Annotated in this window: 13 protein-coding genes; 9 read left to right on the top strand and 4 right to left on the bottom strand. The window is 56.7% G+C overall.

Annotated features, from left to right (window positions below):
* Positions 1-104: 104 nt before the first annotated feature.
* Positions 105-2366, top strand: coding sequence for a 5-methyltetrahydropteroyltriglutamate--homocysteine S-methyltransferase (gene metE, locus NB069_RS21105; RefSeq protein ID WP_250586536.1), 2262 nt, complete (start codon positions 105-107; stop codon positions 2364-2366).
* 41 nt (positions 2367-2407) lie between these two features.
* On the opposite strand, the gene NB069_RS21100 is transcribed toward metE, so the two are convergent.
* From NB069_RS21100 to NB069_RS21085, 4 genes are all read right to left on the bottom strand, one after another.
* Positions 2408-3244: a PRD domain-containing protein gene (locus NB069_RS21100; RefSeq protein WP_250586535.1), complete on the bottom strand. Its 837-nt coding sequence runs from the start codon at positions 3242-3244 to the stop codon at positions 2408-2410.
* 23 nt (positions 3245-3267) lie between these two features.
* A complete protein-coding gene (locus NB069_RS21095; protein ID WP_250586534.1) occupies positions 3268-4731 on the bottom strand; it encodes a glycoside hydrolase family 1 protein in 1464 nt (487 codons plus the stop codon).
* Entirely contained in the window at positions 4731-6542 is a 1812-nt protein-coding gene (locus NB069_RS21090) for a beta-glucoside-specific PTS transporter subunit IIABC (protein ID WP_250586533.1), read from the bottom strand. The genes NB069_RS21095 and NB069_RS21090 overlap by 1 nt, the downstream gene beginning before the upstream one ends.
* Before the next feature lie 180 nt (positions 6543-6722).
* The gene (locus NB069_RS21085; RefSeq protein WP_250586532.1) at positions 6723-7529 is read right to left on the bottom strand and encodes a dienelactone hydrolase family protein; all 807 of its coding nucleotides are present in this window, start codon (positions 7527-7529) and stop codon (positions 6723-6725) included.
* A gap of 251 nt (positions 7530-7780) precedes the next feature.
* Here NB069_RS21085 and udp point away from each other — a divergent pair, with 251 nt between their 5' ends.
* From udp to tatC, 8 genes are all read left to right on the top strand, one after another.
* Positions 7781-8542 (top strand): uridine phosphorylase, encoded by a 762-nt coding sequence (gene udp, locus NB069_RS21080; protein ID WP_039031192.1) that lies wholly within the window; start codon positions 7781-7783, stop codon positions 8540-8542.
* Positions 8543-8682: 140 nt separating this feature from the next.
* A complete protein-coding gene (gene rmuC / locus NB069_RS21075; RefSeq protein WP_250586531.1) occupies positions 8683-10131 on the top strand; it encodes a DNA recombination protein RmuC in 1449 nt (482 codons plus the stop codon).
* 66 nt (positions 10132-10197) lie between these two features.
* Positions 10198-10953, top strand: a complete 756-nt coding sequence (ubiE, locus tag NB069_RS21070; protein WP_250586530.1) for a bifunctional demethylmenaquinone methyltransferase/2-methoxy-6-polyprenyl-1,4-benzoquinol methylase UbiE — start codon at positions 10198-10200, stop codon at positions 10951-10953.
* A gap of 13 nt (positions 10954-10966) precedes the next feature.
* Positions 10967-11572 (top strand): ubiquinone biosynthesis protein UbiJ, encoded by a 606-nt coding sequence (gene ubiJ / locus NB069_RS21065; protein ID WP_250586529.1) that lies wholly within the window; start codon positions 10967-10969, stop codon positions 11570-11572.
* Positions 11569-13209, top strand: a complete 1641-nt coding sequence (gene ubiB / locus NB069_RS21060) for a ubiquinone biosynthesis regulatory protein kinase UbiB (protein ID WP_250586528.1) — start codon at positions 11569-11571, stop codon at positions 13207-13209. Before ubiJ ends, ubiB begins: the two co-directional genes overlap by 4 nt.
* Positions 13210-13285: 76 nt before the next feature.
* The gene (gene tatA / locus NB069_RS21055; protein ID WP_250586527.1) at positions 13286-13540 is read left to right on the top strand and encodes a Sec-independent protein translocase subunit TatA; all 255 of its coding nucleotides are present in this window, start codon (positions 13286-13288) and stop codon (positions 13538-13540) included.
* Positions 13541-13543: 3 nt separating this feature from the next.
* Positions 13544-14071 (top strand): Sec-independent protein translocase protein TatB, encoded by a 528-nt coding sequence (gene tatB / locus NB069_RS21050; RefSeq protein WP_250586526.1) that lies wholly within the window; start codon positions 13544-13546, stop codon positions 14069-14071.
* A 2-nt stretch (positions 14072-14073) separates the two neighbouring features.
* On the top strand, positions 14074-14826 hold the full coding sequence (tatC, locus tag NB069_RS21045) for a Sec-independent protein translocase subunit TatC (RefSeq protein WP_250586525.1): 753 nt from the start codon (positions 14074-14076) through the stop codon (positions 14824-14826).
* Positions 14827-14828: the final 2 nt, after the last annotated feature.

Raw genomic sequence — 14828 nt, 5'->3', positions numbered from 1 at the left:
CTTCGCCATGAGCAATTTGCGCTTGAGGAATATACAGTACCCTCACATTATGGAAGTGTAAACATCTGGACGGCTAAATCCTAAAAATTCACAGGGGACACATCATGACAATCATCAACCATACCCTCGGTTTCCCGCGCGTCGGCCTGCGTCGCGAGCTGAAAAAAGCACAAGAAAGCTACTGGGCGGGCAACGCCACCCGTGACGAGCTGCTGGCCGTTGGCCGCGAGCTGCGCGCCCGTCACTGGGATCAGCAAAAACAGGCAGGCGTGGATCTGCTGCCGGTGGGCGATTTCGCCTGGTACGACCATGTTCTGACGACCAGCCTGCTGCTTGGCAACGTGCCGGCTCGTCATCAGAACAAAGATGGATCGGTGGATATCGACACCCTGTTCCGCATTGGCCGTGGCCGTGCTCCCACCGGTGAGCCGGCGGCGGCGGCGGAAATGACCAAATGGTTCAACACCAATTATCACTACATGGTGCCGGAATTTGTAAAAGGTCAGCAGTTCAGACTGACCTGGACCCAGCTGCTGGATGAAGTGGACGAGGCGCTGGCTCTGGGCCACAGGGTAAAACCAGTCCTGCTGGGGCCGGTCACCTGGCTGTGGCTGGGTAAAGTGAAAGGCGAACAGTTTGACCGCCTGAGCCTGCTGAATGACATTCTCCCGGTGTACCAGCAGGTGCTGGGCGAGCTGGCAAAACGCGGCGTGGAGTGGGTGCAGATCGACGAGCCGGCGCTGGTGCTGGAGCTGCCGCAGGCGTGGCTTGATGCCTTCAAACCGGCTTATGACGCCCTCGCAGGCCAGGTTAAGCTGCTGCTCACCACCTATTTTGAAGGCGTCACCCCGAACCTCGACACTATCACCACGCTGCCGGTGCAGGGCCTGCACGTTGACCTGGTGCACGGTAAAGATGATGTGGCGGAGTTACATGCCCGCCTGCCGTCCGGCTGGCTGCTCTCTGCCGGTCTGGTAAATGGCCGTAACGTCTGGCGTGCCGATCTGACAGAAAAATACAGTCAGATTAGCGATATTGTCGGCAAACGTGACCTGTGGGTGGCCTCATCCTGCTCCCTGCTGCACAGCCCGATCGACCTGAGCGTCGAAACCCGCCTGGATGACGAAGTGAAAAGCTGGTTTGCCTTCGCCCTGCAAAAATGTGAAGAGCTGGCCCTGCTGCGCGATGCGCTGAACAGCGGCGATACCACGGCAATTACCGCCTGGAGCGCACCGATCCAGGCCCGTCGCCACTCGACGCGCGTACACAATGCGGCAGTAGAAAAACGACTGGCGGCTATCACCGCCCAGGACAGCCAGCGTCAGAGCCCGTATGAGGTGCGTGCCGAAGCCCAGCGCGCGCGCTTTAAGCTCCCGGCATGGCCGACCACCACCATTGGCTCCTTCCCGCAGACCACCGAGATCCGCGGCCTGCGTCTGGACTTCAAAAAGGGTAACCTGGATGCGGGCAACTACCGCACCGGCATTGCGGAACACATCAAACAAGCGATTGTTGAGCAGGAACGTTTAGGCCTGGACGTGCTGGTCCACGGTGAAGCCGAGCGTAACGACATGGTGGAATACTTCGGTGAACACCTCGACGGTTTCGTCTTTACCCAGAACGGCTGGGTACAGAGCTACGGTTCCCGCTGCGTGAAGCCGCCGGTGGTGATTGGCGACGTCAGCCGTCCGGAAGCGATCACCGTGGAGTGGGCGAAGTATGCCCAGTCCCTGACCGACAAGCCGGTGAAGGGTATGCTGACCGGTCCGGTGACCATCCTCTGCTGGTCCTTCCCGCGTGAAGACGTCACCCGTGAAACCATTGCGAAGCAGATCGCCCTGGCGCTACGTGACGAAGTGGCGGATCTGGAAGCGGCGGGCATCGGCATTATCCAGATTGACGAACCGGCGCTGCGTGAAGGGCTGCCGCTACGCCGCAGCGACTGGGATGCCTACCTGGCATGGGGCGTGGAAGCCTTCCGCATTAACGCCGCGGTGGCGAAGGATGAGACCCAGATCCACACCCACATGTGTTACTGCGAGTTCAACGACATCATGGATTCCATCGCCGCGCTGGATGCCGACGTGATCACCATTGAGACCTCACGTTCCGATATGGAGCTGCTGGAGTCGTTTGAGGAGTTCGACTACCCGAACGAAATCGGGCCGGGCGTGTACGACATCCACTCCCCGAACGTGCCGAGCGTGGAGTGGATTGAGGCCCTGCTGCAGAAAGCGGCCCAGCGTATCCCGGCCGGGCGCCTGTGGGTGAACCCGGACTGCGGCCTCAAAACCCGCGGCTGGCCAGAGACCCGTGCCGCGCTGGCGAATATGGTGAAGGCGGCGCAGAATTTGCGTCAGGCATGATATCCCGTAGGCCCGGTAAGGCGTAGCCGCCACCGGGCATTTTACGCCTGCCCGTCCATCAGGCGGCTGATATGAATGCTTAACCACGTCAGCTCATCTTTCGGCAGGGTGAGTTGATATTTATCCTGCACATAGTCGCGGATCGCCCATGCCACGGTCATCGCGTCCGGGCGGTGGCGCATCAGCTCCTGATAAAAATCGTCGGTCTCACTGAGGGCGATTTTTCCGGCGAGTACCCGCTCCGCAAAGTAGCGAAGATGGGTAATAAAGCGCATGTAGTTAACCGACCGGGTATCAACGACCTTGCCCAGCTTATAGCGCACGATATCGGCGATACGGTTTACCAGCTCGACCTGCTGGTGAGCGGTGCTGTCGTCGCCCTGGCTGCTGGCGTTAATGAGATGAAAGGCGATGTTTACCGCCTCGTCTTCAGGTAACTCAACGTCGAATTTTTCATTAACCTGCGCGCGCGCCTGCAACCCTACGCTGTACTCCTGCGGATAGTAGCGCTTCACTTCCCAGCTCAGCTTATTCAGGATCGCCTGGCCGCTCCGGCTGCGTTCCACCGCAAAATGCAGATGCTCCGCCAGGGTAAACAGCAGTACGGAATTGAGCTTATCCCCGCACAGGCTGCGCGCGAGGGTAAGAATGTCATGGCTAATGTCGAAGAATGCCGCAGGAATAGTGTCCGTCAGGGATAAAAAATGGCGGGATTTGAGATCGCTCAGCGGCAGGAACACCTTCTCCACCTGTGTCAGGTCGATATTCGTACCGGGTTTCGCGCCAAAGCCGATCCCCTTGCCGAACAAAATCATCTCCCGCTGGTCGCTGTCGACCAGCAGCATACTGTTATTAAGCGACTTTTTTATCGTTATCACGGTTATTCCTGCGGCATGGCCGGTTAGCTCATGTCTGCGCCATTGCTGGCGATCACTTTTTTGTACCACCAGAAGGAGTCTTTTTTCAGGCGTTTCAGCGTGCCGTTACCTTCATCGTCCTGATCGACATAGATAAAACCGTAGCGCTTGGACATCTGCGAGGTGCCCGCACTGATAATGTCGATGCATCCCCAGGTGGTGAATCCCATCACATCCACCCCTTCATTAATAGCTGCCAAAGTTTGCCCGAAATGGGCGCGGAAATAGTCGATGCGGTAGCTGTCGTGGATCTCGCCGTTTTCCACCACATCTTTCGCGCCAAGACCGTTTTCAACGATAAACAGCGGCTTCTGGTAACGGTCGTACAGCTCCAGCAGGGAAATTTTCAGCCCGACAGGGTCGATCTGCCAGCCCCATTCGGAGGCGGGCAGGTAGGGGTTTTTTACACCGAGAACGGTATTGCCCGGAATACGTTCGACGTCCGGCTGGGTCGACTCGGTCATCGACATGTAGTAGCTAAAGGAGACAAAGTCGACGGTATGATCCTTTAAAATACGCTGATCGTCAGCCTGCATCTCAATCTGGATGTCCCGGCGCGCCAGATCGCGCAGGATCAACGGGGGATACTCGCCAAACACCTGCACGTCGGCGTAGAAGAAGTTTTCCAGATTCTTTTTCAGCGTCGCTTCCACATCTTCCGGACGGCAGCTGTGGGGGTAGGTCGTGAGTTTGGTCAGCATGCACCCGACCTGGCTGCCCGGGATTTTGGCGTGGCAGTCGCGAGTGACCAGCGCAGAGGCGACAAACTGATGATGCAGCCCCTGGTAGATATCCTGCTGCGCTTTGCCGGGCAGACTTTTCTCTTCGCGGATGCCCGCTGTGGTAAACGGGTGGCGGTGGATGCTGTCGATCTCATTAAACGTCAGCCAGTAGCGCACCAGGTCTTTGTAACGGTCAAAACAGACGTTGCTGAAGCGCACGAAAGCATCCACCACGTTACGGTGCACCCAGCCGTTATACTTTTCGCTCAGGGCCAGCGGCATTTCGTAGTGGGAGAGCGTCACCAGCGGCTCAATGTTATGGCGACGCAGCTCGCGGAACATATCTTCATAAAATTGCAGACCCGCCTCATTGGGCGCGGCGTCTTCGCCGGTGGGGAAGATACGTGACCAGGCGATCGACACGCGCAGCACCCTGTAGCCCATCTCGGCAAACAGGGCGATATCGTCCTTATAGTGGTGATAAAAATCGATGCCGCGGCGTTTCGGGTAGAGCGCATCGTTATTACCTTCAAACGCGTCGCGGATATTCTCGTCCGTCAGCGCCATATGACCACTGTAATCCTTCACGGACAGGTTGGGCTTCCAGGTGATGGCGTCAGCGACGGACGGCCCTTTGCCATCCACATTCCATGCCCCTTCGGCCTGATTGGCGGCGATTGCGCCACCCCATAAAAAACCTTGCGGAAACGGGAGGGATTTTTCCATTACACGGACTCCTTAAGCGTCATGATGATATGCGGGTCTGGGTTCTTATCGTCGGTATTTCCTGGTGTCAGCGAAAAGCGTTCGCCGTTAGTGACCACCATCATCACCACCGGATCGAGCCCGGCGGCAGTGATGGTATCGAGAGAAAATTCAATCAGCGTGTCGCCGCTCTTTACGTGCTGGCCTTCCATCACCCGTGGGGAGAAGCCATCGCCCTGCAGCCTGATGGTGTCGATCCCGATATGAAAAATCAGCTCGACGCCCGCATCGGTGAGCAGGCTCAGCGCATGGCCGCTTTCGAATATGTTCACGATGGTGCCATCCGCCGGGGCGCGCAGCACGCCCTGAGAAGGGATAATTGCGATCCCATCGCCCATGATTTTGCGGGAGAAAACGTCATCGTTAACCTTCTCAAGCGGGATGATTTGCCCTTCGACCGGACGGGTGAAATTCAGTGCGTCGCTTTTTTCAGGGGCTTTATCGCGCCAGAGCAGCAGGGCGCTGATAAACGCCACGGCAAAAGATAACCCTGCCCCGGCAAAGGCCCAGACGATGTTCATGGAATTATCCGGCGAGACAAACATCGAGATGCTGGCAAGCCCCGGGCCGACGAGCGCAAAGGCCTCAATGGCCATCCAGCCGATAAATGCCCCACCCACCATGCTGCCGAGGATCACGCTGTAGAGCGCTTTTTTATTCAGCAAGGTGACGCCATAGAGTGCCGGTTCAGTAATGCCGAACAGCGCAGAGATCCCGGCGGAAAAGGCAGTGGATTTCAGCACCTTGTCTTTGCTTTTGAGCGCAATCGCCAGACAGGCGCCGGACTCGGCAATGTTGTGCGCCAGAGAGGCAGGCAGATAGAGCATCTCGCGCCCGAACTGGCTCATGGAGGCCACGGCGTACGGCAGCATCGGCTTGTGCATCCCGGCGGCGACCATAAAGGGCAGGGCGGCGGCCAGCAGTCCGGTTGCCACAAAGCCAAGTTTGCCGTACAGCCACAAAATTACCGTTGCCAGGCCAGCACCCAGCTCGTAACCCAGCGGCCCCAGGATCAGCAGCGTGACCGGGACCGTCACCAGAAGAGAGAGCATCGGTGAGAGGAATATGCGTAGCGCGCCGGGGGAATAGCGGTTAAACAGCTTTTCCGTCCGGGCGTAAAAGAGCACGCACAGAATGGCGGGGAAGACCTGCGAGGCATACGCCACGTTGCGCAGGTCAAATGACATAAACGCCGTGCCGTCTGCCAGCTGTCTGGTCATTGCCGGCAGCACCATCACCGAAACCGCCGAGACGGCAACCAGCACGTTCACCTTCAGCTTCATCGCCGTGGTGATTGCCACCAGGATGGGGAGGAAGTAGAGCGGCGCAGAGCCAATATTATCCAGTACCTTGTAGGTTGAACTGTCGCGGCTGAGCCAGCCCATGACGTCCAGCAACAGCAGCAGCGATTTCAGCACGCCGCCACCGGCAATCGCAGGCACCAGCGGCTGAAAAACGCTGATGACGAAATCGATAATCTGCGCGCCACGCGAGGTTTTAGCCGCTGCGTGCTGACCTGCGGACTGCGGCGACCCCACCAGCGAGCGCACCGCTTCAAAGACCTGCACCACTTCATGACCGATAATCACCTGACACTGCACGTTCACCCGCACGCCCAGGACGCCGTCGACCTTTGCCAGTGCCGCCTCGTTGACTTTGCCATTGTCATACAGGCTCAGCCGCAAACGGGTAGAGCAGTGTTCGATATGTTCGATGTTCTCAGCCCCGCCGACCTGGGCGATGATTTCCAGCGCTGTTTGCAAGTGATTCATGTTCTGGCCCCTGTCTCCAGAGCAAAAAAAAAGACCTGAACCCCTTCTGCGCTCGAAAACGGAGAGGGGGTTCAGGTCTTGCCTACGGAATGTAGTTACACGCCTGTGGTTTTTATATCGTCCAGATTGTGATTAAAAGTCAAACGGTCACGGCGCTTTGCACGTTGAAGTGTGAGCCGCTTAACTTTTTTTACCGCCGTACTGGCGGAACCACGCCAGCATCCGCTGCCAGCCATCTTTCGCTGACTCTTCATGATAGCTCGGCCGGTAATCGGCATTGAAGGCGTGTCCCGCGCCCGGATAGACCACAATCTCCGCCGTGGCGTTTGCCGCCCGCAGGGCGTGACGCATCGTCTCGACGGTATCAAGCGGAATGCCGGTGTCTTCAGCACCATAGAGCCCAAGCACGGGGGCGTTTAAATCGGTGGCGATATCGACCGGATGCTTCGGTGAATTCAGGGTCTTCTCGCCGACCAGCTTGCCATACCACGCGACGGCGGCCTTCAGCTGCGGGTTGTGCGCGGCATACAGCCAGCTAATACGTCCGCCCCAGCAGAAGCCGGTCGCCAGCAGACGATGAGGATCGCCGCCATTGCGCGCCGCCCAGTTGGCGACGTGATCGAGATCCGCCAGCACCTGGGCGTCCGGCACTTTGCTCACCAGATTGCTGAACAGGGTGGGAATATCGCTGTACTCGTTCGGATCGCCCTGGCGGAAATAGAGCTCCGGCGCGACCGCCAGATAGCCTTCCAGCGCCAGACGACGGCAGAGGTCGCGAATATGTTCATGCACGCCAAAAATTTCCTGAATCACAATGACGATGGGCAGCGGCCCTTCCGCGTTTTTTGGCCGGGCATGATAAGCGGGCATATTGTCGCCCTGGGTCGGAATGGAGGTCTCCCCGGCGGAAATCGACTCCCCGGCGGTGGTGACAACGGTTGACGTTTGCAGGTCAGCAGCAGGTGCAAATCCAGTTTTTCCAGTCATGGCATTCTCCGTACCAATTAGCGCAAAGTTAAATATAGTCCGCAGGTTATCAATCCACAGTGCCCGAAACAGGCTATCTTTTGTGCAAGCCGTCGCGATATAACTTGTTAATGTGATGTTAGTCACTTTTTTATGGTAATTAACTGCAATCAAATTCATTACCGGTGATGTCTGTCACGAAAATAAGCTGTTTGCTTCGGTAAAGTACCGTTTTGCTTCTGCTGACAAACTGACCCACAGAGGAGTTTTCTATGTCTAAGTCTGATGTTTTTCATCTCGGCCTCACTAAAAACGATTTACAAGGGGCTACGCTCGCTATCGTCCCTGGCGATCCAGAGCGTGTGGAAAAGATCGCCGCGCTGATGGATAAGCCGGTTAAGCTGGCATCGCATCGTGAATTCACCACCTGGCGCGCAGAGCTGGACGGAAAACCGGTGATCGTCTGTTCAACCGGGATCGGTGGCCCGTCTACCTCTATCGCTGTTGAAGAGCTGGCGCAGCTGGGCATCCGTACTTTCCTGCGTATCGGTACCACCGGCGCGATCCAGCCGCATATCAACGTAGGCGACGTGCTGGTCACCACGGCGTCCGTACGTCTTGATGGCGCGAGCCTGCACTTTGCTCCAATGGAGTTCCCGGCAGTGGCCGACTTCGAGTGCACCACCGCGCTGGTGGAAGCGGCGAAATCCGTTGGCGCAACCACCCACGTTGGCGTTACCGCCTCGTCTGACACCTTCTACCCGGGCCAGGAGCGCTACGACACCTTCTCCGGTCGCGTGGTCAGCCGTTTCAAAGGCTCAATGGAAGAGTGGCAGTCCATGGGCGTAATGAACTACGAAATGGAATCCGCCACGCTGCTGACCATGTGCGCAAGCCAGGGTCTGCGTGCCGGTATGGTCGCGGGTGTGATTGTTAACCGTACTCAGCAAGAGATCCCGAACGCTGAGACCATGAAGCAGACCGAAAGCCACGCGGTGAAAATTGTTGTGGAAGCGGCCCGCCGCCTGCTGTAGTTTCCCCCTTTTCTACGCGAAAGGCCGACCTGTTCGGCCTTTTTCTTTGCGTAGCGCCTCGCAGAAAACTCTTTTCAAACTGGACGTTTATACAGCACAATTCTATTTTGTGCGGGTCATACCTTGATGCAGGGGGCGTCGTGGATATTTCCATCCTTTTTTATGCCGTTATTGCGCTGGTCAGCGTAGGCGTCGGCTGGTTGTTCGCCAGCTATCAGCATGCGCAGCAAAAAGCCGAACAGCTGGCCGAACGTGAAGAGATGGTGGCCGATCTCAGCGCATTACGACAGACCGTCGCCCAAAGCGGGCACTGGCGCGACGAGTGCGAGCTGCTCAATAACGAACTGCGTAACCTGCGGGATATCAACACCTCACTGGAAGCCGACCTGCGCGAAGTCACGACCCGGCTGGAATCGACCCAGCTGCATGCGGAGGACAAAATCCGCCAGATGATCAACAGCGAACAGCGTCTGAGCGAGCAGTTCGAAAACCTGGCCAACCGCATCTTTGAGCAGAGCAACCGCCGTGTCGATGAGCAAAACCGCCAGAGCCTGAACGGCCTGCTGACCCCCCTGCGTGAACAGCTGGACGGTTTCCGACGCCAGGTGCAGGACAGCTTTGGCCAGGAGGCGCGGGAGCGGCACACGCTGGCCCATGAAATTCGCAATCTCCAGCAGCTGAATGCCCAGATGGCCCAGGAGGCAATCAACCTCACCAAAGCGCTGAAAGGCGACAATAAAACCCAGGGCAACTGGGGAGAAGTGGTCCTGACCCGCGTCCTGGAAGCCTCCGGCCTGCGTGAAGGGCATGAATACCAGACCCAGGTCAGCATTGAAACGGAAAATCGCGCGCGGATGCAGCCCGACGTTATTGTCCGCCTGCCGCAGGAAAAAGATGTCGTCATCGACGCTAAAATGACGCTGGTGGCTTATGAGCGCTACTTCAATGCGGAGGACGACTACACCCGCGAGGCGGCGCTGCAGGAGCATATCGCCTCGGTACGTAACCACATCCGTCTGCTGGGGCGGAAGGATTATCAGCAGCTACCCGGCCTGCGTTCGCTGGACTACGTGCTAATGTTTATTCCGGTTGAACCGGCCTTCTTACTGGCGCTGGATCGCCAGCCGGAGCTGATCTCCGAGGCGCTGAAAAACAACATTATGCTGGTGAGTCCGACCACGCTGCTGGTGGCGCTGCGCACCATCGCTAATCTCTGGCGTTACGAGCACCAGAGCCGCAATGCCCAGCAGATTGCCGATCGTGCCAGCCGCCTGTACGACAAAATGCGCCTGTTCGTCGATGACATGTCTTCGGTAGGACAGAGCCTGGATCGCGCGCAGGATAACTACCGTCAGGCGATGAAAAAGCTCGCCTCCGGACGCGGCAACCTGCTGGCACAGGCCGAATCGTTCCGCAGCCTTGGCGTGGAAGTTAAACGCGAGATTAATCCGGAATTGGTGGAGCAGACCACCGCGCAGGATGAAGAGTACCGCCTGCGCGGTGACGGGGCTGTTCAAAAGACAAACAACACCTTAGCAGATGATCATGCGTCGGCAGACCCCCTGGCGCGTTATTCCCGGGGTGGTTGAATCGTAGGGCAAATGCGCCCAATCTGTTACACTTCTCGTACATTTGACTGATAAGCAGGCTCTGAGATGGTTGAAGATTCACAAGACACAACGCACTTTGGCTTTCAGACTGTCGCTAAAGCGCAGAAAGCTGACATGGTGGCCCACGTATTCCATTCCGTGGCGGCGAAGTACGATGTAATGAATGACCTGATGTCATTCGGCATTCATCGCTTGTGGAAGCGCTTCACTATTGACTGTAGCGGCGTGCGTCGTGGGCAAACCGTGCTGGATCTGGCGGGCGGCACCGGCGACCTGACTGCGAAATTCTCACGTCTGGTGGGTGAAAGCGGTCGCGTTGTGCTGGCTGACATCAACGACTCTATGCTGAAAATGGGTCGTGAAAAACTGCGCAATATCGGCGTGGTCGGCAACGTTGAATATGTCCAGGCTAACGCCGAGGCGCTGCCTTTCCCGGATAACACCTTTGACTGCATCACCATCTCGTTCGGTCTGCGTAACGTCACCGATAAAGAGAAAGCGCTGCGTTCCATGTACCGCGTGCTTAAACCGGGTGGACGCCTGCTGGTGCTGGAGTTCTCCAAACCGATTATTGAGCCGCTGAGCAAAGCGTACGACGCCTACTCGTTCCACATACTGCCACGCATTGGCGAAGTGGTTGCAAACGACGCCGACAGCTATCGCTACCTGGCTGAATCAATCCGTATGCACCCAAACCAGGACACCTTAAAAGCCATGATGCAGGACGCAGGCTTCGACAATGTTGATTACTTCAACATGACGGCGGGCGTTGTGGCGCTGCATCGCGGTTACAAGTTCTGAGTGGAGGTGGCAAATGCCGTTTAAACCCTTGATCACAGCGGGCGTTGAGAACGTACTGAATACCTTTCTGTATCGCTCACCCGCGCTGAAAACGGCGCGTCAGCGGCTGAACGGCAAAGTGCTGCGGGTGGTGGTTAAAGAGTTTTCGACGCCTCTGGTGCTGGTTTTCAGCGAGCGTCAGCTCGACGTGCTGGGCGAGTGGGAAGGCGAGGCGGACTGCTCTGTCATCACCCGCATGAGCACCCTGCCTAAACTGCGCGATCGCCAGCAGCTCACCGCCCTGATCCGTAGCGGTGAGCTTGAGGTAGAAGGCGACATCCAGGTGGTGCAGAACTTCGTTGCCCTGGCCGATCTGGCTGAATTCGATCCGGCCGAGCTGCTGGCCCCCTGGACAGGCGATATTGCCGCAGAGGGGATCGGTAAAGTGCTGCGCGGCGGCGCCGCTTTTCTGAAGAAAGGTTTTCAGCGTCAACAGCGCTACACTGCACAAGTGCTTACCGAAGAGTGGCGCATGGCGCCAGGGCCGCTGGAAGCGGCATGGTTTGCAGAAGAAACCGCCGCGGTTGAGCGTTCGGTTGACGCACTGACAAAACGGCTTGAAAAGCTGGAGGGCAAATGACGCCAGGTGAAATTCGGCGCCTCTATTTTATCATCCGCACCTTTTTGAGCTACGGGCTCGATGAGTTGATCCCTCGAATGCGCATCACATTGCCGCTGCGGCTCTGGCGGCAAACGCTTTTCTGGATGCCAAATCGTCATAAAGACAAGCTGCTTGGCGAACGGCTGCGTCTGGCACTGCAGGAGCTGGGTCCGGTGTGGATCAAGTTCGGCCAGATGCTCTCGACCCGCCGCGATCTCTTCCCGCCTCTGATTGCCGATCAGCTGGCTCTGCTTCAGGATAAGGTCGCCCCGTTCGATGGGCGACTGGCAAAACAGCAGATTGAAAAAGCGATGGGCGATATCCCGGTAGAGAGCTGGTTTGATGACTTTGACATTCAACCGCTGGCCTCGGCCTCCATTGCCCAGGTTCATACCGCACGGCTGAAAGAGAATGGTAAAGAGGTGGTCATCAAGGTGATCCGCCCTGACATTCTGCCGATCATCAAAGCCGATATGAAACTTATCTACCGTCTGGCCCGATGGGTGCCGCGCCTGCTGCCTGATGGCCGTCGTCTGCGCCCAATGGAAGTGGTGCGTGAGTATGAAAAGACGCTGATTGATGAGCTGAACCTGCTGCGTGAGTCGGCAAACGCCATTCAGCTGCGCCGTAACTTTGAAAACAGCCCGATGCTGTACGTGCCGGAAGTCTATTCCGACTATTGCAGTCAGGACATGATGGTGATGGAACGCATCTATGGGATCCCGGTCTCTGATGTCGCAACCCTGGAAAAGCAGGGCACCAACATGAAGCTGCTGGCGGAGCGTGGCGTTCAGGTCTTCTTCACCCAGGTGTTCCGCGACAGCTTTTTCCATGCCGACATGCACCCTGGCAACATCTTCGTCAGCTACGAGCATCCTGAAGATCCGCAATATATCGGCATCGACTGCGGTATTGTCGGCTCCCTGAACAAAGAAGATAAGCGCTATCTGGCAGAGAACTTTATCGCCTTCTTTAACCGCGATTACCGCAAAGTGGCTGAACTGCACGTCGACTCCGGCTGGGTTCCGCCGGATACCAACGTGGAAGAGTTTGAGTTCGCCATTCGTACGGTCTGCGAGCCAATCTTCGAGAAGCCGCTGGCTGAGATCTCGTTTGGCCATGTCCTGCTGAACCTGTTCAACACCGCTCGCCGCTTTAATATGGAAGTGCAGCCGCAGTTAGTTTTACTCCAGAAAACATTACTTTACGTTGAAGGGGTGGGGAGACAGCTCTATCCTCAGTTAGACTTATGGAAAACGGCAAAACCCTTCCTTGAGTCGTGGATCAAAGACCAGGTTGGTCTGCCTGCGCTGGTCCGCTCCCTGAAAGAGAAAGCGCCGTTCTGGATTGAAAAAATGCCAGAATTGCCGGAACTGGTGTACGACAGTTTGCGTCAGAGCAAGAACCTGGAGCACAGCGTGGATAAAATTGCTCGCGAACTGCAAACCAACCACGTCCGTCAGGGTCAGTCCCGATATCTGTTTGGTATTGGCGCCACGCTGCTGTTAAGCGGCACGCTGTTGCTAATCAATCGCCCTGACTGGGAGTTAATGCCCGCCTGGCTGATGGCCGGTGGTGTTGTTGTCTGGCTGGCGGGATGGCGTAAAACGCGCTGAATTGCATCGCTATCGCAGGGCCGCATAACGTATAATGCGGCCTGATTAATTTATCATCTACAACTGAGGAAGATGTATGGGTGGTATCAGTATCTGGCAATTAGTGATTATTGCCGTCATCGTCGTGCTGCTGTTCGGTACCAAAAAGCTCGGTTCTATCGGTTCCGATCTGGGTGCGTCCATCAAAGGCTTCAAGAAAGCGATCAAAGATGATGATGAGAAGCAGGACAAATCCAGCCAGGATGCGGATTTCACTGCTAAATCTATCGCCGATAAACAAGACGATGCCAAAAAGGAAAATGCTAAACGCCACGATAACGAGCAGGTGTAATACGTGTTTGATATCGGTTTTAGCGAACTGCTGCTGGTATTCGTGATTGGCCTCATCGTTCTGGGGCCACAGCGTTTGCCGGTGGCAGTAAAAACAATTGCAGGCTGGGTGCGCGCGCTACGTTCGCTTGCGACAACGGTTCAGAATGAACTGGCGCAGGAGCTTAAGCTGCAGGAGTTTCAGGACAGCCTGAAAAAAGTAGAGAAGGCGAGCATGGATAACCTGACGCCGGAACTCAAAGCCTCAATGGACGAACTGCGCGAAGCGGCGGAATCCATGAAGCGCTCTTACAGCGTTAATGACCCGGAAAAGTCGAGTGATGAAGCCAATACCATTCGCAACCCGCTGGTCAAAGATAACGAAGCGCAGCACGAAGGCGTGACGCCTGCCACTGCTGAACACCAGGCCAGCGCGCCCGAACAGACGCCTACAGAGCCGGTGATCAAAAAACAAGAACCGACGCCAGCGCCCGCAGAGAAAATGTCTGCACCCGCCGCTGACGCGTCCTCCTCGTCGAGTGATAAATCGTAAACATGGCAGTAGATGAAACTCAACCGCTGATTGCGCACCTGATCGAGCTGCGTAAGCGCCTGATGAACTGCATTATTGCGGTTTGCCTTATTTTCTTAGGCCTGGTCTATTTCGCCAACGACATCTATCAGGTGGTCTCTGCGCCGCTGATCAAACAGATGCCGCTGGGCGCAACCATGATTGCGACCGACGTCGCCTCGCCATTCTTCACGCCGATTAAGCTGACTTTCTGGGTATCGCTGATTGCCTCTGCGCCGGTGATCCTTTATCAGGTCTGGGCCTTTATCGCCCCTGCGCTCTACAAGCATGAACGCCGTCTGGTGATCCCCCTGTTGGTCTCCAGCTCGCTGCTGTTCTATATCGGCATGGCCTTTGCCTACTTCGTGGTCTTCCCGCTGGCGTTTGGCTTCCTGGCAAATACCGCGCCGGTAGGGGTCCAGGTCTCTACCGATATCGCCAGCTATCTGAGCTTCGTCATGGCGCTGTTTATGGCCTTCGGCGTGGCCTTTGAAGTGCCGGTTGCCATCGTGCTGCTCTGCTGGGTGGGGATCACCACGCCGGAAGACTTACGCAAAAAACGTCCGTATATTCTGGTGGGCGCCTTTGTTGTTGGCATGCTGTTAACGCCGCCGGATGTCTTCTCGCAAACCCTGCTGGCGATCCCGATGTATTGCCTGTTCGAGGTGGGTATCTTCTTCTCGCGCTTTTATACCGGCAAGCGACGTGAAGATCACGAGGAAGAGTCAGAAGAGTAATA

The sequence above is a fragment of the Leclercia adecarboxylata genome (assembly GCF_023639785.1).
GTDB classification, from domain to species: Bacteria; Pseudomonadota; Gammaproteobacteria; order Enterobacterales; family Enterobacteriaceae; genus Enterobacter; species Enterobacter adecarboxylatus_D.
This window is presented reverse-complemented; position numbering and strand designations above follow the sequence as displayed.